Origin of the sequence: Aeromonas veronii (assembly GCF_040215105.1) — a bacterium.
GTDB lineage: Bacteria > Pseudomonadota > Gammaproteobacteria > Enterobacterales > Aeromonadaceae > Aeromonas > Aeromonas veronii_G.
Genome location: NZ_CP157875.1, coordinates 1,910,703 through 1,930,117, shown reverse-complemented (window position 1 = coordinate 1,930,117; position 19,415 = coordinate 1,910,703). Strand labels below are relative to the sequence as shown.

The following is a 19,415-nucleotide window of genomic DNA, read 5'->3' as shown; positions in this document are numbered from 1 at the left end:
AGGGCATGCCAAGAGGCATGCCCTTTTCTTTTTAAGGAGCCGGATGAAGCGAAAAATATTGATAGTCGAAGACAGCCTGACGATCCGCCGGATGCTGATCCAGGCCATCGCCCAGCAAACCGGGCTGGAAGTGGATGCCTTCGATACCCTGGCGGGCGCCCGCCACTGCCAGGGAGAAGAGTATGTGGTGGCCCTAGTGGATCTCACTCTGCCGGATGCCCCGAGTGGAGAAGCGGTCAAGGTACTGCTGGAGCAGGGCTTGCCGGTGGTGATCCTCACCGCCGACATCAGCGAGGAGAAGCGGGAAGCCTGGCTGGAGGCCGGAGTGCTGGATTATGTGATGAAGGATTCCCGTCACTCGCTCCAATACGCCGTGAGCCTGGTGCATCGCCTCTACCTCAATCAGGCCATCGAGGTGCTGGTGGTGGATGACTCCCTTACCTCGCGCCACCGCACCATGGCGCAGCTGCGCAAGCAACTGCTGCAGGTGCACGAAGCCAACTGCGCCCGCGATGCCCTGACCCTGCTGGAGCAGCACCCGGCCATCCGGCTGGTACTGGTGGATTACTACATGCCGGAGATCGACGGCATCAGCCTGGTACGCATGCTGCGTGAGCGCTACAGCAAGCAGCAGCTCGCCATCATCGGTATCTCGGTGTCGGACAAGCGCGGCCTCTCGGCCCGTTACCTCAAGCAGGGGGCCAACGACTTTCTCAACCAGCCGTTCGAGCCCGAGGAGCTGCAATGCCGGGTCAGCCACAATCTGGAGGCCCTCGAGCAGTTCAACAACATTCAGGAGTCGGCCAACCGCGACTATCTGACCGGGCTCTACAACCGGCGTTACTGGTTCAACGAGGGCCAGAAGTGGTTCGAGGAGCACCAACAGCAGCAGACGCAGCTCTCCCTCTGCGTACTCGATGTGGATCATTTCAAGCAGGTCAACGATCACTGGGGTCACGCCATCGGCGATCAGCTGCTCTGCCATCTGACCCGGCTGCTCGCCCAGTTCTTCCCCGATGCCATGATCGCCCGCTTCGGTGGCGAGGAGTTCGCCCTGATGGTGCCTCATTGCACCGTACCCGTGCTGCTCAAGCGGTTGGAAGGTCTGCGCCAGCAGATGCGCCAGCAACCCCTCTCCCGGGAGACCCCGCTGTTCGTGCGCGCCAGTTTTGGCGTCATCAACGTCGGGCGGCTCTCCATGGATGAAGCACTGTCCGAGGCGGATCGCCAGCTCTATCTGGCAAAGAACACCGGTCGCGACAAGATAGTGTGTCAGGAAGCCTGAGCGTCTCGCCAAGGCACTCCGTGTAGTCCCGCCCGGCCCGCTCTCTTGCGGCGCCGGGTTCATTTCCCTTCTTCTTTATCTCTGCTTGGCCACAGTCAGCCGCTCAATAGGTCTTGTCGACCCGCACCCCGTCGCTGAAATAGAGAATGCGCACCTTGTCACCGCTCGCAAAGACCATGGCCGGATCGTAATCCTGGATCACGTTGATGAGGCCGTTCTGCTCGTTGCGAATGAGCAGCTCCACCAGTTTGTTTTCCACCACGCTGTCGTCAGACTGGTAGTGCTGCACCGCTGCCGCCCCCGCGAGCGCCCCGACGGCGGTCGCAATTTCCCGCCCGTGACCACCGCCAAACTGGTTGCCAAGCAGACCTCCCAGCACGGCGCCGCCCAGGGTCTTCCAGCCACTGTGCTCGGACTCCACTATCTGGCGCTGGGTGATGTTGCGCACCGTATCGACCTGGCCAAACACCACCTGATCCACGGGGCGCGCCGTGTTGCGCTCATAAGGCGCAGCCCAGGCGGCTGCCGTGACAAAGCAGAGCAAGCTGGATACTATCAGGAGAATGGCCTTCATCTGTGAACCTCTGTCTTATGTCTCGCTATCTCACCCAACTGGATGATGAGCTGTGCTGGTTTCCCGACCCCCGCCACGCGCTGGAAGAGCCCAACGGTCTGCTGGCCATCGGGGGGGATCTCTCCCCTGACCGTCTGCTGGCAGCTTATCACAGGGGGATCTTCCCATGGAATGAACCCCACCAGCCGCTGCTCTGGTGGTCACCGGATCCCAGGGGCGTGGTCCTGCCGGATCAACTGCACATTGGTCGCAGCCTGCACAAGGCCATCCGGCGTACCTCATTCGATATTTCCGTCAATCGCGCCTTTAATGAGGTGATAGTGGCCTGTGCCGCCCCCCGTCGCAGCGCCAGTGGAACCTGGATAAGCACCCCCATGATCGACGCCTATCAACAACTCCATCGCCTGGGCCACGCCCACTCTGTCGAGATCTGGCAGGAGGGAGAGCTGCGAGCCGGGCTCTACGGGCTCTCCCTCGGGCGCCTCTTCTGCGGTGAATCCATGTTCAGCCGCATCGATAACGGCGCCAAGCTGGCCATGGTCGCGCTCTGTCGCCACTTTGCCCGCCACGGCGGTGCCCTCATCGATTGCCAGATGCAAAATGACTTCCTCGCCACCCTCGGGATCGAGCAATGGCCGAGGTCGCAGTTCTTGAGTGCCTTGAACCGGCTGACCCAGCAACCCCTGCAGGCGGGCTGCTGGCAACCGCGGAGCATCAGCCTATGACCGAAGAAGTCATCCTCAAAGTGGGATTGACCCCCAGGCACCCGTGCAGCTACCTCGGCCACGAGCAGGAGCAGCTGCTGGTGCTGATGGATCACGACCTGCTCAATGCCAACGGTTACGAGCGACTGCTGACGGCGGGATTCCGACGCAGCGGCAACGACATCTATCGTCCCCACTGCCCGGCCTGCAGCGCCTGCCAATCCCTTCGCATTCACAGCGAACTCTTTGTGCCGAGCCGGGGCCAGAAGCGCGTGCGTCAGCAGAACCGGGATATCGAACTGGTGCTGAGTTACGACGACAAGCCCGAGTACTATCAGCTCTACGAGCGTTACATCCGCGAGCGCCACCGTGACGGCAGCATGTATCCACCGAGCCGAACCCAATACAAGGGCTTCCTGCACTGTGACTGGATGCCCCCGCTCTATCTGGAGATGCGCAAGGAGGGGCGCCTCATCGGGGTCGCCACCACGGATCTGCTGCCCCACTCCCTGAGCGCCATGTATACCTTCTTCGATCCGGACTACGCCGATCGCTCACTGGGCACCTTCGCCATTCTGAGTCAGTTGGAACTGGCCCGACGAACCGGCCGCAGTTGGCTGTATCTGGGTTATCTGGTGGAGGCGTGCCGCAAGATGAATTACAAACGCCAGTACCTGCCTCATGAACTGCTGGTACAGGGAGAATGGAAAAAGATCGACGCCAAGCCCGAGTAAACTTTACACATAGCCTTAAATCCGGCATGATCCAGCGGTTTTTTGTTGTGGCTTATCAAGAGGATTCAATGGCTAAAGAAGACAGTATTGAGATGCAGGGTACCATTCTCGAAACCTTGCCCAATACCATGTTCCGTGTGGAACTGGAAAATGGTCACGTGGTTATCGCTCATATTTCCGGCAAGATGCGCAAAAACTACATCCGTATCCTGACTGGGGACAAAGTAACGGTGGCTCTGACTCCGTACGATCTCTCCAAGGGACGTATTGTTTTCCGCTCTCGCTAAGCCAGGAATTCAGCAAAAAACCCCAGCCTCTCGGTTGGGGTTTTTTGCTATTTCTGTCGTCAGCGAGATTTAGTGGGACACAGCTTCAACATTGACCTGAAAATCAAAGCTGAGGCTGTCATTCACCAGTTCCACTTTCACCACCCCACCATCGACCAGGGAACCAAACAGGATCTCATTAGCCAACGGCTTCTTGAGGTGTTCCTGAATGACCCGTCCCATGGGTCTGGCACCCATGGCTCTGTCGTATCCCTTCTCGGCCAGCCAGTGACGCGCCCCTTCTGACACCTCGAGGGACACGCCCTTGGCATCCAGCTGCACCTGCAGTTCGACGATGAACTTGTCGACGACCTGGTGGATCACCTGCATGTCCAGATGATTGAACCAGATGGTGTGATCGAGCCGGTTGCGGAATTCCGGACTGAACGTCTTGTTGATCACTGCCATGGCATCGTGGCTCATGTCCTGCTGCTGGAAGCCGATGGACTTGCGCTGGGTCTCCTGCACACCGGCGTTGGTGGTCATCACCAGGATCACGTTACGGAAATCCGCCTTGCGGCCGTTGTTATCCGTCAGGGTACCGTTGTCCATCACCTGCAGCAGCAGGTTGAACACATCCGGGTGCGCCTTTTCGATCTCGTCCAGCAACACCACGGAGTGCGGGTGCTTGAGGACGGAATCGGTCAACAGCCCCCCCTGCTCGAAGCCCACATAGCCGGGAGGTGCCCCGATCAAGCGGGAAACGGTATGGCGCTCCATGTATTCGGACATGTCAAAGCGCAGCACCTCAACACCGAGCGCCTTGCCAAGCTGCTGGGTGACCTCTGTCTTGCCTACCCCGGTCGGGCCGGCAAACAGGAAGCAGCCCACCGGCCTGCGCTCGTTGCCAAGACCGGAGCGTGACAGACGGATGGCATCGGTCAGCACGGTAATGGCCTTGTCTTGCCCGAACACCACCATCTTGAGATTGCGCTCCAGGTTCTTCAGTACTTCCTTGTCGGAGGAAGAAACAGATTTCTCCGGGATACGGGCGATCTTGGCCACGATGGCTTCAATCTCCGGCACATTGATCACTTTTTTACGCTTGCTGGCTGGCAGCAGCCGCTGGCCCGCCCCCGCCTCGTCGATCACGTCGATGGCCTTGTCCGGCAGGTGACGATCGTTGATGTACTTGGCCGAGAGCTCTACTGCCGCCCGGATCGCTTTCACTGTGTAACGCACACCGTGGTGCGATTCATAGCGGCTCTTGAGCCCCATCAGGATGCGGGTGGTGTCGTCCACGCTCGGCTCGACGATATCGATCTTCTGGAAGCGGCGCGCCAGGGCACGGTCTTTCTCGAAGATTTGGGAATACTCCTGATACGTGGTGGAGCCGACGCAGCGCAGCAAGCCATTGGAGAGCAGCGGCTTGATGAGGTTGGCGGCATCCAGTTGCCCACCGGAGGCTGCCCCCGCTCCTATGATGGTATGGATTTCGTCGATGAAGAGGATGGCCCCTTCCTGACGTTCAATCTGCTTGAGCAGCACCTTGAGGCGCTTCTCGAAGTCACCGCGATACTTGGTTCCCGCCAGCAGGGAGCCCATGTCCAGGGAATAGATGGTGCTGCCTGCGATCACCTCTGGCACGTCGCCCTTGACGATCCGATAGGCCAGCCCTTCGGCGATGGCGGTCTTGCCCACGCCGGCTTCCCCGACAAGCAGGGGGTTGTTCTTGCGGCGGCGGCAGAGTACCTGGATGGTGCGGTTGAGTTCCTGATCACGCCCGATGAGGGGGTCGATGCGCCCTTCCAGCACCAGCTGGTTGAGGTTGGTGGCAAAACTCTCGATCTGGGCGGAGGAAACCTCATCGTCAGACTCGGCATTGTTGCCGCCACTCTCGGGCTTGCTGTCCTTGCGTACCCCATGGGAGAGGAAGTTCACCACATCCAGTCGGCTTATCTCGGCCTTTTTCAGGAAGTAAGCGGCCTGGGACTCCTGCTCGCTGAAGATGGCCACCAGCACATTGGCGCCGCTCACCTCGGTATTGCCGGAGGATTGGACGTGGAATACGGCCCGTTGCAGCACGCGCTGGAAGCCTAAGGTGGGTTGGGTTTCACGGTCTTCGTCATCCCGGGGGATGAGCGGGGTAGTCTGGTTGATGAATGCGCGAATTTCCTTGCGCAGTTGCTCCACGTCCGCACCACATGAACTCAGCGCCTCATGGGCTGAGCTGTTATCCAGCAGGGCTAACAACAGGTGCTCGACTGTCATGAATTCGTGGCGCTCGTCACGGGCCAGTTTGAAAGCCTCGTTCAGCGTCTTTTCTAGATCTTTGTTCAACATAGGCACCTCCCCTCAGTACAGCCACAATGCGGTGTCGTTATCGCCATCAAGTCATCAGATTCAAACCTTTTCCATGGTACATAGCAGTGGATGTTCGTTGTTACGTGCGTAGGTGTTGACCTGGACTACCTTGGTCTCGGCAATCTCGGCGGTAAAGGTGCCGCAGACTCCCTTACCACTATAATGCACACTCAGCATGACCTGAGTTGCCTTGTCCAAGTCCATACCAAAGAACCTTTGCAGCACCTCCACCACGAACTCCATGGGTGTGTAGTCATCGTTGTTCAACACAACCTTGTACATGGATGGCGGTTGCAGCTTCGTTTTCTCTGCTTCTGCAATCTCTTCATTAGCAAAGAGTTCTTTCTGCTTGCTCATAATTGCGCTTTGGTACCTCTAGATTACTACCGTCTCGCTCAGGATTGTCAATAGACTTGTTAACCAGATCACATCGGTTGTTAACAACTTCTTGACTCGCTCAAAAGTTGGACTAGATTGGTTACTTGCTAATCGGCGCCCGTCTGCTATGGGCTGATGCTCTAGTTATATAAGGCTGGCGCAGGTTACTCAACGACTTCAGGGTAATCAATAAAAGGATGTAGATGTATGGCAACCGGAACAGTCAAGTGGTTCAACAACGCAAAAGGATTTGGGTTTATCTGTCCGGAAGGCGGTGGTGAAGATATCTTCGCTCACTACTCCACGATTCAAATGGAAGGTTACAAGACCTTGAAAGCAGGTCAAGCAGTCAACTTTGAACTGCAGCAGGGGCCGAAAGGAAATCACGCCTCTGTCATCGTGCCAAACGAAGCACAGAACATGTAAGAGTCAAACTGGATAAATTAAAAAACGGCAGGCCACGCGGCTGCCGTTTTTTATTGGGAAAAATACATAGAAAAAGGAAGGCCTGGCCTTCCTTTTTTACTGCTCGGAACGGGTAAGCGATAGTTCCTCAGCGCGCCAGCAGGATGTTCAGCATCCGGCGCAGCGGCTCGGCGGCCCCCCACAGCAGCTGATCACCCACGGTGAAGGCGGCCAGGTATTCCGGACCCATGTTGAGCTTGCGCAGACGTCCCACCGGGATGCTGAGGGTGCCGGTGACGGCGGCCGGAGTCAGCTCACGGGCGGTGATATCGCGATCGTTTGGAATGACCTTCACCCAGTCGTTGTGTGCGGCGAGCAGCGCCTCGATCTCGGCCAGCGGCACGTCTTTTTTCAGCTTGATGGTGAAAGCCTGGCTGTGGCAACGCAGGGCGCCGATCCGCACGCAGAGGCCGTCCACCGGAATGGCCGCATCTTCGATACCCAGGATCTTGTTGGTCTCCGCCTGGCCCTTCCACTCCTCACGGCTCTGACCGTTGTCGAGCTTGGTGTCAATCCAGGGGATGAGGCCGCCGGCCAGCGGCACGCCGAAGTTGTCCACCGGCAGGGTGCCGGAGCGGGTCTTCTCGGTGATCTTGCGCTCGATGTCGAGGATGGCAGAGGCGGGATCCGCCAGCTCCACCGCCACTTCGTCCCGCAGCAGGCCCATCTGGGTGACCAACTCGCGCATGTGGCGGGCACCGCCACCGGAAGCAGCCTGATAGGTCGCCACGCTCACCCACTCCACCAGGTCTGCCTTGAACAGGCCGCCCAGGGCCAGCAGCATCAGGCTGACGGTGCAGTTGCCACCGACGAAGGTCTTGACGCCCTTGGCCAGGGCCTGCTCAATCACATCGCCATTGACCGGATCCAGGATGATGACGGCATCCTTGTCCATGCGCAGGGAGGAGGCGGCATCGATCCAGTAGCCTTGCCAGCCGGTGGCCAGCAGACGTGGATAGACATCCTTGGTGTAATCGCCGCCCTGGGCGGTGATGATGATCTCCTGCGCCGCCAGCGCCTCGATGTCGAAGGCATCCTGCAGGGTGCCGGCATCGACGCCGAAATTGGGGGCGGCCTCACCGGCCTGGGAGGTGGTGAAGAAGGTGGGCTGGATACGGGCAAAGTCTTTCTCTTCCTGCATCCGGCTCATCAGTACCGAACCCACCATGCCCCGCCAACCGACCAAACCTACTTTTTTCATAATGTCCTACCCTGGATAGCTGCTATAGAAACTGTGTATCAAACGCCCGGATCCCTTGCCGGACGCGGGGTCCGTTTACAAATGGATCACAAGAATGGTGTTGCACGCATGCGTCTGTCCACATTACGGATTGTCGCGGCGGGCGCAAGTCGAATTGCGCAATATTCTGTGTCGATTGCCGCAATACCCCCCTGGTGCGATTGCCGCTGGCAACCCCTGGCAGCCAAGCGCACCTTGAGGCATGATGGACGGGATCTGGCAGCCCGGCTGCCCCTCGGGGACGACCCCGAGGCTCCTCTGCTCGCAGGGACGACCCTGCCCCTTCGGAAACTCCCTGATGGCGTGGTTACTCCTGCTACTGGCTGGCCTGTTCGAGGTCGCCTGGGCCATTGGCCTCAAATACACCGACGGCTTCAGCCGCCCCCTCCCCACCCTGCTGACCCTCTCTGCCATGGGGGTGAGCGTGTTCTTGCTCGCCATGGCGGTCAAGCAGCTGCCCCTTGGCACCGCCTACGCGGTCTGGACCGGCATCGGCGCCGTCGGCACCGTGCTGATGGGGATCTGGCTGTTCAACGAACCCGCCACCCTGGCGCGCATCCTCTGCCTGCTGCTGATCATCGGCGGCATCCTGGGGCTGAAGTTTGTTGGCTAAACCATAAAATGGGGATCGGACTGACCGATCCCCTGCATCATCGCCGTGTTCGGCACAGGACGCCGTGCCGGGTGGCACAGAATCGCACCAACATCTCACTGCCCGTTGCGACTTTTCATTCAGCTTATTCTGCGAAATGTATAGGGAATAGCATCTCTCACTGCCATGAATCGGCATTGATCCCTGGGTCGGCGCTCGCCATCCCTGCTCTGTCATGCGCGATCCACGCATATAAAAAGGGCCACCCAGGGTGGCCCTCTTCTTGCCTTTCCTTATTTATGGCTCTGCCAGCCTTATGCCTGCGTCAGACTGCCGATCAGCTCATGTTCGATGCGGGCCTCCGGCATCATCTGCCGCAATCCTTCGATGAGCCGATCGCCGGCCTCCTGCAAGGCCGAGAGCGGCATTGGCGGCAGGCTTTCCAGGATGAACCACATCTGGCCGGACTCGGCGCTGAGCCGGGTTCTGATCCCCTGGCGCCAGTTCCAGCGCCGGCAGGTCACCCCCTTGTCGTCACGCCACACCACTTCGCCAGGTTCCGGACACTCAAAGGCGGGCTCCCCCTCCTTTATGGTGTCAAACAGCTCGCTGCCATCGGCCACGATGAGGCGCGGTGCCCCCTCATAGGCGGTGAGATCTTCCCCCCCGACCGGAATGGCGTATTCGATGCTGATGGCGTTGTAGAGATCCACCACGGGATCGATGCTGGGCAGGCTGCCGTCCCGCTGCACCCGCTTGCGCAGGGCCAGTGCCGAACAGGGGAAACGCTGGGGCTTGGCGCCAAAGCGTTTGAAGACCTCGCCCCAGGCATCGAGGTGGGCCTGCGCCCAGGGGGCCCCGTCGGCGTCGACCGACTGACAGGCCCGCGCCAGCGCCCGGGCACCGACCTCGGCATCGACGATGGGGGCCCCGTCGACCAGAATGCTCAGGGCCCGAAATCCCGGTGCCAAGTCGGTCACGCCGGGTGCAATTTGTGGTGTCATCAATGGCATAGCAACTCCCGATAAATGGGCTCCGGACAGACAATCATGAAGAGCGGCCCGCGCCGGTGCGCGCCGCATCTTGTCTTCCGCAGCAAGAGGGCCCCATGATGGCGGAGGCCGAATCATAAAAAAAACTACTTTTTCTTAATGTTGTTTAGAGAAACTAATGAAGAAGAGGCAGATCGGCCGCCGATGGCACTCCTCACAACCTCTGGGGTGGGATTGTCCCCGCCGACTCATGCTATTATCTGCGGCCTAACATGAGTCAATAAAATCAGGATATTGTGATGACCGACCACACCTTTATTCCCGGCAAGGACGCGGCGCTGGAAGACTCCATCGAACGCTTCCAGACCAAGCTGCAAGCCCTGGGGTTTGATATAGAAGAAGCCTCCTGGCTCAACCCCGTGCCCAACGTCTGGTCCGTGCATATCCGCGACAAGGAGTGCGCCCTGTGCTTCACCAACGGCAAGGGTGCCAGCAAGAAGGCGGCACTCGCCTCCGCCCTTGGCGAATACTTCGAGCGTCTCTCCACCAACTACTTCTTCGCCGACTTCTATCTGGGCGAGCAGGTCGCGAATGGCGACTTCGTTCACTACCCGAACGAGAAGTGGTTCCCCATCGAGGGGGATCAGCTGCCCGCCGGGCTGCTCGACAGCTTCACCCGCAAGTTCTACAACCCGGACGGGGAAGTGACCGCCGACATGCTGGTGGACCTGCAATCGGGCAACGAGGGCCGCGGCATCGTCGCCCTGCCGTTCGAGCGCCAGTCTGATCACCAGACCGTCTACATCCCGATGAACATCATCGGCAACCTCTATGTCTCCAACGGCATGAGCGCCGGCAACACCAAGACCGAGGCCCGCACCCAGGGGCTGTCCGAGGTGTTCGAGCGTCACGTGAAGAACAAGATCATCGCCGAGGCCATCAGCCTGCCGGAAATTCCGAGCGACGTGATCGCCCGCTACCCGGGGATCAAGGCCTCCATCGATGCGCTCGAGGCCGAAGGCTTCCCCATCTACAGCTTCGATGCCTCCCTGGGCGGTCGTTACCCCGTCATCTGCGTGGTGTTGCTCAACCCGAGCAACGGCACCTGCTTCGCCTCCTTCGGTGCCCACCCGCGCTTTGAAGTGGCGTTCGAGCGTACCGTCACCGAGCTGCTGCAGGGCCGTGGCCTGAAAGATCTGGACGTGTTCGTGCCCCCCTCGTTCGACAACGAGCAGGTGGCGGATCACCACAACCTGGAGACCCACTTCATCGACTCCTCCGGTCTCATCAGCTGGGATCTGTTCAAGCAGGAGAGCGATTTCGAGTTCGCCGACTGGGACTTCCGTGGCAGCTCTCAGGAGGAGTTCGATCACCTGATCGGCATCTTCCATGAGCTGGAGCAGCCGGTCTACATCGCCGACTACGAGCACCTTGGCGTCTATGCCTGTCGCATCCTGGTGCCCGGCATGTCCGACATCTACCCGGTCGAGGATCTGCTGCTGGCCAACAACACCATGGGCGCGCACCTGCGGGAAGTGATCCTGGCGCTGCCGTCCCTGGAGTGGGATGCCGAGCAGTACATGGCGCTGTTCGATCAGCTCGATGAAGAGGGTCACGACGAGCGTACCCGGGTGCGCGAGCTGCTCGGCATCGCTGCCGCCAAGGGCACCGCCCTGCACACCCTGCGCGTCGGTGAACTCAAAGCCATGCTGGCACTGGCTGCTGGCGAGCTGGAGAGCGCGCTGGATCTCATCGACTGGACCATGGAGTTCAACCAGTCGGTGTTCCCAAGCGATCGCGCCAACTACTACCGCGCCCTGCGTGCCTGCGTCGAGCTGTTCCTGGACGAGGAGCGCGATCCTGAGCAGTACCGTCCGGTGTTCGCCCGCATGTTCGGGGAAGCGGCGCTGGCCGAGGCCTGGGCCCACGCCAGTGGCGAGGCCCGCTTCCATGGGCTGGAGGCCGCCGATCTGTCCCTGTCTCAATTCCCGCTGCACCAGAAGTTGCTGGCGGCCTATGAGAAGCTACAGAAGGCCAAACGAGCCCATTCTTGGGCCTGATGTGGTAATGTGACGAAGGGGCCTGATGGCCCCTTCTGTTTTATGGTCTACGCTTTGGGCTGTTTGTTATTCAGGGATGAAATAAATAACAAAAAATACCCCTAAGGGGGTTGTCAACCTCGGTACTTCTGTGCGGGGCTGCCGCAAAGATAGATTGACGATGTATTTTTGCCAAAAACAAAATAATGTCACATTAAATCATTAACTTACTGTAAAATGCATTTCTGTTTCACATGAAATCGGGTGTAAAGTCAAGCTGCCAGCGGGGTAAAATTTCTGTAGTAAAATTACATTCACAATCTGTAATTCTTGATCCGAGTCAAATTTGACGAAATGCCCCTTTGTTATGATTTCCACAGGCAAAATATGCAGGTACATGAGAATTGAAAGCAGAATCTCCCTTTGATTGTCTCAAGCCCGAAGCCATCGCCGCATTGGCCGAAGACATTACCTATGCCAAGGCCACCAAGCCTGCATACAAGGTCATCCCCCTGGCCATCACGGCCGGCGCCTTCATCGCCATCGCGTTCATCTTCTATATCACGGTCACCACCGGCAGCAGCGGCATGTCCTGGGGCATGGCCAAACTGGTTGGCGGTCTGTGCTTCTCCCTCGGCCTCATCCTGTGCGTGCTGCTCGGTGCCGAGCTGTTCACCTCCACCACCCTGACTCTGGTGGCCAAGGCGGCCAATCGCATCAGCTGGGCGCAGCTGTTCAAGAACTGGGGTCTGGTCTACTTTGGCAACCTCATCGGTGGCCTCATCATGGTCGGCCTCATCATCATGTCCGCCGAGTACACCGCCGCCAACGGCCAGTGGGGCCTCAATGCCCTCAACGTGGCCCAGCACAAGCTTCATCACAGCTTCTTCGAAGCCGTCGCCCTCGGTATTCTCTGCAACCTCATGGTGTGTCTCGCCGTGTGGATGGCCTTTGGTGCCCGCAGTGCCACCGACAAGGTGATGGTCATGCTGCTCCCCGTCGCCATGTTCGTGGCCTCCGGTTTCGAGCACAGCATCGCAAACATGTTTATGATCCCGGTTGGCATCGCCATTCACAGCGTGGCCGGTCCGGAATTCTGGCAGGCCATCGGCCAGGATCCGGCAAGCTTCGCCGATCTGACCGTATCCAACTTCGTGCTACACAACCTCATTCCGGTGACCATTGGCAACATCATTGGCGGCGGCGTAATGGTTGGTTTGACTTACTGGTTTATCTTCCGTCGCCATCATTAAGGACGGCGACAGACACATAAATACCTTGAGAGGTAATGAAAATGGCAGAACTTAACGAACAGTTCCAAAGCGCATGGGAAGGCTTCGCAGCCGGTGAATGGCAGACCTCTGTCAATACCCGTGATTTCATCCAGAAGAACTACACCCCTTATGAAGGTGACGAGTCCTTCCTGGCTGGCGCGACCGAAGCTACCACCAAGCTGTGGGACAAGGTCATGGAAGGCATCAAGATCGAGAACCGCACTCACGCGCCGGTCGATTTTGATACTGACCTGCCCTCCACCATTACCGCTCACGATGCCGGCTATATCGACCAGAGCCTGGAGCAGATCGTCGGTCTGCAGACTGACAAGCCGCTCAAGCGCGCCATCATCGCCAACGGCGGTATCAAGATGGTCAAGACTTCCTGTGAAGTCTACGGCCGTCAGCTCGACCCCATGGTCGAGAAGATCTTCACCGAATACCGCAAGACCCACAACCAGGGCGTGTTCGATGTCTACACCAAGGACATCCTGAACTGCCGCAAGTCCGGCGTCATCACCGGTCTGCCGGATGCCTACGGCCGTGGCCGTATCATCGGTGACTACCGTCGTGTCGCCCTGTACGGTATCGACTTCCTGATGGCCGACAAACTGGCCCAGTTCAAGTCCCTGCAGGCTGATCTGGAAAACGGTGTCAACCTGGAAGCCACCATCCGTCTGCGCGAAGAGATCTCCGAGCAGCACCGTGCCCTGGCCCAGATGAAGGTGATGGCTGCCAAATATGGCTGCGACATCTCCGTTCCGGCCAAGACTGCCAAAGAAGCCGTACAGTGGACCTACTTCGCCTACCTGGCGGCGGTCAAGTCCCAGAATGGTGCCGCCATGTCCTTCGGTCGTACCTCCAGCTTCCTGGACGTCTACATCGAACGTGACCTGAAGAAGGGCCTGATCACCGAGCAAGAAGCCCAGGAGCTGATGGACCACATGGTCATGAAGCTGCGTATGGTTCGCTTCCTGCGTACCCCGGAATACGATTCACTGTTCTCCGGCGACCCGATGTGGGCCACCGAGACCCTGGCCGGTATGGGTGTTGATGGCCGTACCCTGGTCACCAAGAACAGCTTCCGTATGCTGAACACCCTGTACACCATGGGCCCGTCCCCTGAGCCGAACCTGACCATCCTGTGGTCCGAGAAGCTGCCGGTCGGTTTCAAGAAGTACTGCGCCAAGGTATCCATCGAGACCTCTTCCGTTCAGTACGAGAACGACGACCTGATGCGTCCGGACTTCAACAACGATGACTACGCCATCGCTTGCTGCGTGTCCCCGATGATCGTCGGCAAACAGATGCAGTTCTTCGGTGCCCGCGCCAACCTGGCCAAGACCATGCTGTATGCAATCAACGGCGGTATGGACGAGAAGCTCAAGATCCAGGTCGGTCCGAAAACCGAAATGGTCAAGTCCGAGTTCCTCGACTACGACGACGTGATGGACCGTCTGGATCACTTCATGGACTGGCTGGCCAAGCAGTACGTCGCCGCCCTGAACATCATCCACTACATGCACGACAAGTACAGCTACGAAGCCTCCCTGATGGCGCTGCACGACCGTGACGTCTATCGCACCATGGCTTGCGGCATCGCCGGTCTGTCTGTTGCAGCTGACTCCCTGTCTGCCATCAAGTACGCCAAGGTCAAGCCGGTACGTGATGCCGACGGCGTCTCCATCGACTTCGAAATCGAAGGCGAGTACCCGCAGTTCGGTAACAACGACGCCCGCGTCGATGACATCGCCTGCGACCTGGTCGAGCGCTTCATGAAGAAGATCCAGAAGCTCAATACCTACCGTGGCGCCGTGGCGACCCAGTCCGTGCTGACCATCACCTCCAACGTGGTGTACGGCAAGAAGACCGGTAACACCCCGGATGGCCGTCGCGCCGGTGCACCGTTCGGCCCGGGTGCCAACCCGATGCACGGTCGTGACCAGAAGGGTGCCGTTGCTTCACTGACGTCCGTCGCCAAGCTGCCGTTCGCCTACGCCAAAGATGGTATCTCCTATACCTTCTCCATCGTACCGAACGCCCTGGGCAAAGACATGGAAGCCCAGAAAGCCAACCTGGCTGGCCTGATGGATGGTTACTTCCACCACGAGTCCAACCTGGAAGGCGGTCAGCACCTGAACGTCAACGTGATGAACCGTGAAATGCTGCTGGACGCCATGGAAAACCCGGAGAAATATCCGCAGTTGACCATCCGCGTATCCGGTTATGCCGTTCGCTTCAACTCCTTGACCAAGGAGCAACAGCAAGACGTCATCACCCGTACCTTCACCGCTTCTCTGTAATCGCTTATTTGTAAGCAAGCATTGCGGTGAACAAGAACCGGCGCCCAGGCGCCGGTTTTTTTATGGCTGTTGGCCGCAGTGCAAGCCGCTTTCACCCTCGCAGATCCGCTGATCCACCGATTTGCTTCGACGCACGGGCTCGGCCAGACATTGGCTTCCTGACGTCCCTCTCTATGCCCCTCTCTCCTCCCCTCCACCGTTTTATGTACTGATGCGCTCACAAGCACTCAGACAAGCAGACAAGCAGACAAGCAGACAAGCAGACAAGCAGACAAGCAGAGCAGAACCGTGCTCGGCCGCCACGGACTTTGCATCAGAACCTGAATCCCTTCCCTCGCCCCTTGGGAGAGGGTCAAGGTGAGGGGATGTCATCGACATCGCGAGAAGGCGCCAGAAAGCAACAAGGGCAGCAGAGTGTGAACTCTGCTGCCCTTGTATCCTGGACGCGATTGAACGGGTGCTGGCGGCGTTAGAGGCGACCTCTCAGAACCCGGCGCAGCGTTTATCTCACAGCAAGACGTTACACTGCCTATATCTCATAAAACTGATCATTTATATGCCAAAAACAACAGGGGCAGTGGAGTCTCACTCCCCTGCCCCTGTTGTTTGCGATAAACGGCGGCGATAAACGGCGATGTAAGGTTTAGCTCGCCCAGGTAATGATATGGTCAGCCCAGTCGCCGGCCTGCGCCTCGTGGACCACCTTGCCACGCACCGACTGGCCAGCCTGGTGCATGGCGCTGCGGCTGCCGGTGATCAGCGGATGCCAGGCAGGCAGGGTATTGCCTTCGGCCAGCAGGCGATAGGCGCAGCTCGACGGCAGCCAGTCGTATTCGGCAATCTTGTCGACCGTGATTTGCAGGCAGTCCGGCTCTTTCTTGAAGCGGTTGCCGTAGTCGGAGCACTGGCAGGTCTTGGTATTGAGCAGGTTGCAGGCCACGTTGGTGAACACCAGCTCTTCGGTGTCCTCGTCAATGAGCTTGTTCAGGCAGCATTTGCCACAGCCGTCGCACAGAGACTCCCACTCGGTCATGGTCATCTGCTGCAGGCTCTTTACCTGCCAAAAGGGGGCGGTCTGCACGGGTTCACTCTGCTGCATAAATTTGGCTCACTCAATACACTGACAAGCGCGTGGTTATACGCTTTTTGACCCGATTTTTCAAGGTTGGGGACTGCTCGCAGTATGATAAGCAAGCAGCAGCTTTCCGATGTTGGTCAAAGATCGTAGTGTTTTAACAAAAGCTACTTAAAAATAAATGATGCATAAAATCAACAATTTATACGTCTTGACCAAGCGCATAAGAAACCTTACTCCCATCAACTGTTATGTGGCCCGCGCTGATCAGTGCTCGAACGATATTTTGTACGTCTTCATTAGTGAGCTGTTTCTGAAATAATGATGCAATCGTGCTATTCAACGTCGCTATCGCTCTGGGCCGAGATGTCTTCATCTGTTGAAGTTTCTTCAGAACAAGGGTCATACGTTCCAAGGAAGTCTGAGCGTTATTGCTCTTAATGAGAGGAATATCTACAACATGTTCGGTGCGAGCTGCGAATATTTTCTTGTCTTTGAGATGCTGTATGAGCGGATCAAACCCCTTGTCCTTCGAGATTATATGGAAAAAGCCAGCAGGATCCGAGGCAGCTAATTGGCCAATGTAATATGCAATATGAAAGTCCAAAGCATTCGGACCGCTCCCCGCAATCTTAATATACTGAGCCTTATCTCCGAGCTGCTGGATCACTGAGACCGTTTCGAAAGCGAGCTTGGACTGATTCGAGCCGACGAACACCAAGATTTTGAAGTGATCTTTCGCCAAAACAGCGAGACGCTCGGGCTGAACATTCTCAAAATCAATGAGGACGTAGTTAGTGCGCATGAAGGGGCCTCGCAATTTATTACGCGGCAATTTGCCATCTATCCATGATTCACTCGCCATCAAGCCCTTAATGGCATGGGAGCATATCCTTGTAACTTGTTGTTACATCTAAAAATATGCCATATATTTTTATTTGTGCATAGGCTAAGAACTTACAATCCATCCAGCAAGGAAAACTCGGATGCTGTATAGAAAAAATCCATTATTTGGCGATCCTTCATCAAACCGCATCCATAAAAAATGCCGCCCTAAGGCGGCATTTTTCTATCAGAGATAACAGGCTGACTTACCAGCCGGTCACTTCACGCAGAGCCTTGCCGATATCGGCCAGGGAGCGCACGGTTTTCACACCGGCATCTTCCAGGGCGGCAAATTTCTCGGCCGCCGTGCCTTTACCACCGGCGATGATGGCGCCCGCATGACCCATGCGCTTGCCAGCCGGGGCGGTGACACCCGCGATGTAGGAGACCACCGGCTTGGTGACGTAAGCCTTGATGTAGGCTGCCGCTTCTTCCTCGGCGCTGCCGCCGATCTCGCCGATCATCACGATGGCCTCGGTCTCAGGATCCTTCTGGAACATCTCCAGGATGTCGATGAAGTTGGAGCCCGGGATGGGGTCGCCACCGATGCCGACGCAGGTGGACTGGCCGAAGCCCTCGTCCGTGGTCTGCTTGACCGCTTCATAGGTCAGGGTGCCGGAACGAGAGACGATACCGACCTTGCCCGGCTTGTGGATGTGGCCTGGCATGATGCCGATCTTGCACTCACCCGGGGTGATGACGCCCGGGCAGTTCGGCCCAATCATGCGCACGCCGGTTTCCTGCAGCTTCACCTTGACCTGCAGCATGTCCAGGGTCGGGATGCCTTCGGTGATGGTGACGATGAGCTTGATGCCGGCATCGATGGCTTCCAGGATGGCGTCCTTGCAGAACGGGGCCGGAACATAGATGACGGAGGCGGTGGCGCCGGTGGCTTCCACGGCGTCACGGACGGTGTTGAACACCGGCAGGCCCAGGTGGGTGGTGCCACCCTTGCCGGGCGACACGCCGCCGACCATCTGGGTACCGTAGGCAATGGCCTGTTCGGAGTGGAAGGTACCCTGACCGCCGGTGAAGCCCTGGCAGATCACCTTGGTGTCTTTGTTGATCAGAACGCTCATTATTTGGCCTCCGCGGCTTTGACCACTTGCTGCGCGGCGTCAGTCAGACTCGTTGCGGCGATGATGTTGAGGCCGCTGTCGGCCAGTTTACGGGCACCCAGTTCGGCGTTGTTGCCTTCCAGACGCACCACCACGGGCACTTTCACCCCGACTTCTTTCACGGCGCCGATGATGCCTTCCGCGATCATGTCGCAGCGCACGATGCCGCCGAAGATGTTGACCAGCACGGCCTGGACCTTGCTGTCAGACAGGATGATCTTGAAGGCCTCGGTCACGCGCTCCTTGGTGGCGCCGCCGCCGACGTCCAGGAAGTTGGCCGGTGAGCCGCCGTGCAGGTTGACGATGTCCATGGTACCCATGGCCAGACCCGCGCCGTTGACCATGCAGCCGATGTTGCCATCGAGCGCCACATAGTTCAGCTCCCACTGGGCGGCGTGCGCTTCGCGGGGGTCATCCTGGGAGGGATCGTGCATCTGGCGCAGCTTGGGCTGACGGTACAGGGCGTTGGCATCGATGTTGATCTTGCCGTCCAGGCAATGCAGGTTGCCCTTGTCGGTGATGACCAGGGGGTTGATTTCCAGCAATGCGAAGTCGCAATCCAGGAACATCTGGCCAAGACCCAGGAAGATCTTGGTGAACTGCTTGATCTGATCACCGACCAGACCCAGCTTGAAGGCCAGCTCGCGCGCCTGGTAAGCCTGCGGGCCTACCAGCGGATCGATGGCCGCCTTGTGAATAAGTTCCGGGGTCTCGTGGGCAATCTTCTCGATGTCCACGCCACCTTCGGTAGAGGCCATGAAGACCACGCGGCGGCTGCCACGATCGACCACGGCGCCGAGGTACAGTTCCTTGGCGATGTCGGTGCAGGATTCCACCAGGATCTTGGTGACCGGCTGACCGTTGGCGTCAGTCTGATAGGTCACCAGGTTCTTGCCGAGCCAGTTCTGAGCGAAGGCACGGATCTCGTCCTTGCTCTTGGCCAGCTTGACGCCGCCCGCTTTACCGCGGCCGCCGGCGTGGACCTGGCATTTGACGACCCAGGTGTTGCCGCCAATCTTGTCGGCCGCTTCGGCCGCTTCCTGCGGGGTAGCGCAGGCATAACCTTCGGAGACCGGCAGGCCATACTCGGCAAACAGCTGTTTTGCCTGATATTCATGCAGATTCAT

General features: G+C 58.3%; 18 protein-coding genes. 9 read left to right on the top strand and 9 right to left on the bottom strand.

The window, feature by feature from the left end:
• Positions 1 to 43: 43 nt before the first annotated feature.
• Positions 44 to 1,285: a diguanylate cyclase gene (locus tag ABNP46_RS08895; RefSeq protein WP_349922031.1), complete on the top strand. Its 1,242-nt coding sequence runs from the start codon at positions 44 to 46 to the stop codon at positions 1,283 to 1,285.
• Positions 1,286 to 1,388: 103 nt separating this feature from the next.
• Here the strand turns inward: ABNP46_RS08895 and ABNP46_RS08890 are convergent, their stop codons facing one another.
• Complete coding sequence (locus tag ABNP46_RS08890; protein WP_349922030.1) at positions 1,389 to 1,859, bottom strand: glycine zipper 2TM domain-containing protein; 471 nt, start codon at positions 1,857 to 1,859, stop codon at positions 1,389 to 1,391.
• Between the two features lie 17 nt (positions 1,860 to 1,876).
• Between ABNP46_RS08890 and aat the strand changes: the two genes are divergently transcribed.
• The 3 genes from aat to infA all read left to right on the top strand — a co-directional run bounded on the left by aat (position 1,877) and on the right by infA (position 3,584).
• Positions 1,877 to 2,584, top strand: coding sequence for a leucyl/phenylalanyl-tRNA--protein transferase (gene aat, locus ABNP46_RS08885; RefSeq protein ID WP_349922029.1), 708 nt, complete (start codon positions 1,877 to 1,879; stop codon positions 2,582 to 2,584).
• Entirely contained in the window at positions 2,581 to 3,297 is a 717-nt protein-coding gene (locus ABNP46_RS08880) for an arginyltransferase (RefSeq protein ID WP_349922028.1), read from the top strand. Before aat ends, ABNP46_RS08880 begins: the two co-directional genes overlap by 4 nt.
• A gap of 68 nt (positions 3,298 to 3,365) precedes the next feature.
• Entirely contained in the window at positions 3,366 to 3,584 is a 219-nt protein-coding gene (infA, locus tag ABNP46_RS08875) for a translation initiation factor IF-1 (protein WP_005300033.1), read from the top strand.
• Positions 3,585 to 3,653: 69 nt separating this feature from the next.
• Here the strand turns inward: infA and clpA are convergent, their stop codons facing one another.
• Together clpA and clpS are read right to left on the bottom strand one after the other, a co-directional pair.
• Positions 3,654 to 5,906, bottom strand: a complete 2,253-nt coding sequence (gene clpA, locus ABNP46_RS08870; RefSeq protein WP_349922027.1) for an ATP-dependent Clp protease ATP-binding subunit ClpA — start codon at positions 5,904 to 5,906, stop codon at positions 3,654 to 3,656.
• Positions 5,907 to 5,966: 60 nt separating this feature from the next.
• The gene (clpS, locus tag ABNP46_RS08865) at positions 5,967 to 6,284 is read right to left on the bottom strand and encodes an ATP-dependent Clp protease adapter ClpS (protein ID WP_349922026.1); all 318 of its coding nucleotides are present in this window, start codon (positions 6,282 to 6,284) and stop codon (positions 5,967 to 5,969) included.
• Positions 6,285 to 6,512: 228 nt separating this feature from the next.
• Between clpS and cspD the strand changes: the two genes are divergently transcribed.
• Positions 6,513 to 6,731: a cold shock-like protein CspD gene (gene cspD / locus ABNP46_RS08860; RefSeq protein WP_005300025.1), complete on the top strand. Its 219-nt coding sequence runs from the start codon at positions 6,513 to 6,515 to the stop codon at positions 6,729 to 6,731.
• A gap of 127 nt (positions 6,732 to 6,858) precedes the next feature.
• Here cspD and asd read toward each other — a convergent pair whose 3' ends face one another.
• Positions 6,859 to 7,971 (bottom strand): aspartate-semialdehyde dehydrogenase, encoded by a 1,113-nt coding sequence (gene asd, locus ABNP46_RS08855; RefSeq protein WP_349922025.1) that lies wholly within the window; start codon positions 7,969 to 7,971, stop codon positions 6,859 to 6,861.
• Positions 7,972 to 8,308: 337 nt separating this feature from the next.
• Here asd and sugE point away from each other — a divergent pair, with 337 nt between their 5' ends.
• Positions 8,309 to 8,623 carry a quaternary ammonium compound efflux SMR transporter SugE gene (gene sugE, locus ABNP46_RS08850; protein ID WP_349922024.1) on the top strand — a complete coding sequence of 105 codons (315 nt, stop codon included), beginning with the start codon at positions 8,309 to 8,311 and terminating at the stop codon, positions 8,621 to 8,623.
• A gap of 293 nt (positions 8,624 to 8,916) precedes the next feature.
• On the opposite strand, the gene ABNP46_RS08845 is transcribed toward sugE, so the two are convergent.
• The gene (locus ABNP46_RS08845) at positions 8,917 to 9,615 is read right to left on the bottom strand and encodes a B3/B4 domain-containing protein (RefSeq protein WP_349922023.1); all 699 of its coding nucleotides are present in this window, start codon (positions 9,613 to 9,615) and stop codon (positions 8,917 to 8,919) included.
• A 278-nt stretch (positions 9,616 to 9,893) separates the two neighbouring features.
• Between ABNP46_RS08845 and ycaO the strand changes: the two genes are divergently transcribed.
• The 3 genes from ycaO (at position 9,894) to pflB (ending at position 15,210) form a co-directional block, all read left to right on the top strand.
• Positions 9,894 to 11,654, top strand: a complete 1,761-nt coding sequence (ycaO, locus tag ABNP46_RS08840; protein WP_349922022.1) for a 30S ribosomal protein S12 methylthiotransferase accessory factor YcaO — start codon at positions 9,894 to 9,896, stop codon at positions 11,652 to 11,654.
• 383 nt (positions 11,655 to 12,037) lie between these two features.
• Positions 12,038 to 12,886, top strand: coding sequence for a formate transporter FocA (gene focA / locus ABNP46_RS08835; protein ID WP_349922021.1), 849 nt, complete (start codon positions 12,038 to 12,040; stop codon positions 12,884 to 12,886).
• Between the two features lie 41 nt (positions 12,887 to 12,927).
• Entirely contained in the window at positions 12,928 to 15,210 is a 2,283-nt protein-coding gene (gene pflB, locus ABNP46_RS08830; RefSeq protein ID WP_349922020.1) for a formate C-acetyltransferase, read from the top strand.
• A 643-nt stretch (positions 15,211 to 15,853) separates the two neighbouring features.
• On the opposite strand, the gene ABNP46_RS08825 is transcribed toward pflB, so the two are convergent.
• From ABNP46_RS08825 to sucC, 4 genes are all read right to left on the bottom strand, one after another.
• Positions 15,854 to 16,309, bottom strand: coding sequence for a YcgN family cysteine cluster protein (locus tag ABNP46_RS08825; RefSeq protein WP_349922019.1), 456 nt, complete (start codon positions 16,307 to 16,309; stop codon positions 15,854 to 15,856).
• Between the two features lie 178 nt (positions 16,310 to 16,487).
• Positions 16,488 to 17,090 (bottom strand): PIN domain-containing protein, encoded by a 603-nt coding sequence (locus ABNP46_RS08820; RefSeq protein ID WP_349922018.1) that lies wholly within the window; start codon positions 17,088 to 17,090, stop codon positions 16,488 to 16,490.
• Positions 17,091 to 17,376: 286 nt separating this feature from the next.
• Positions 17,377 to 18,249, bottom strand: a complete 873-nt coding sequence (gene sucD, locus ABNP46_RS08815; protein WP_349922017.1) for a succinate--CoA ligase subunit alpha — start codon at positions 18,247 to 18,249, stop codon at positions 17,377 to 17,379.
• Entirely contained in the window at positions 18,249 to 19,415 is a 1,167-nt protein-coding gene (sucC, locus tag ABNP46_RS08810; RefSeq protein ID WP_100861649.1) for an ADP-forming succinate--CoA ligase subunit beta, read from the bottom strand. The genes sucD and sucC overlap by 1 nt, the downstream gene beginning before the upstream one ends.

Bases quoted from the DNA above. Each gene is read 5' to 3' on its own strand.
- ABNP46_RS08895 (WP_349922031.1), top strand. From the start codon at position 44: ATGAAGCGAAAAATATTGATAGTCGAAGACAGCCTGACGATCCGCCGG.
- ABNP46_RS08890 (WP_349922030.1), bottom strand. From the start codon at position 1,859: ATGAAGGCCATTCTCCTGATAGTATCCAGCTTGCTCTGCTTTGTCACG.
- aat (WP_349922029.1), top strand. From the start codon at position 1,877: ATGTCTCGCTATCTCACCCAACTGGATGATGAGCTGTGCTGGTTTCCC.
- ABNP46_RS08880 (WP_349922028.1), top strand. From the start codon at position 2,581: ATGACCGAAGAAGTCATCCTCAAAGTGGGATTGACCCCCAGGCACCCG.
- infA (WP_005300033.1), top strand. From the start codon at position 3,366: ATGGCTAAAGAAGACAGTATTGAGATGCAGGGTACCATTCTCGAAACC.
- clpA (WP_349922027.1), bottom strand. From the start codon at position 5,906: ATGTTGAACAAAGATCTAGAAAAGACGCTGAACGAGGCTTTCAAACTG.
- clpS (WP_349922026.1), bottom strand. From the start codon at position 6,284: ATGAGCAAGCAGAAAGAACTCTTTGCTAATGAAGAGATTGCAGAAGCA.
- cspD (WP_005300025.1), top strand. From the start codon at position 6,513: ATGGCAACCGGAACAGTCAAGTGGTTCAACAACGCAAAAGGATTTGGG.
- asd (WP_349922025.1), bottom strand. From the start codon at position 7,971: ATGAAAAAAGTAGGTTTGGTCGGTTGGCGGGGCATGGTGGGTTCGGTA.
- sugE (WP_349922024.1), top strand. From the start codon at position 8,309: ATGGCGTGGTTACTCCTGCTACTGGCTGGCCTGTTCGAGGTCGCCTGG.
- ABNP46_RS08845 (WP_349922023.1), bottom strand. From the start codon at position 9,615: ATGCCATTGATGACACCACAAATTGCACCCGGCGTGACCGACTTGGCA.
- ycaO (WP_349922022.1), top strand. From the start codon at position 9,894: ATGACCGACCACACCTTTATTCCCGGCAAGGACGCGGCGCTGGAAGAC.
- pflB (WP_349922020.1), top strand. From the start codon at position 12,928: ATGGCAGAACTTAACGAACAGTTCCAAAGCGCATGGGAAGGCTTCGCA.
- ABNP46_RS08825 (WP_349922019.1), bottom strand. From the start codon at position 16,309: ATGCAGCAGAGTGAACCCGTGCAGACCGCCCCCTTTTGGCAGGTAAAG.
- ABNP46_RS08820 (WP_349922018.1), bottom strand. From the start codon at position 17,090: ATGCGCACTAACTACGTCCTCATTGATTTTGAGAATGTTCAGCCCGAG.
- sucD (WP_349922017.1), bottom strand. From the start codon at position 18,249: ATGAGCGTTCTGATCAACAAAGACACCAAGGTGATCTGCCAGGGCTTC.
- sucC (WP_100861649.1), bottom strand. From the start codon at position 19,415: ATGAATCTGCATGAATATCAGGCAAAACAGCTGTTTGCCGAGTATGGC.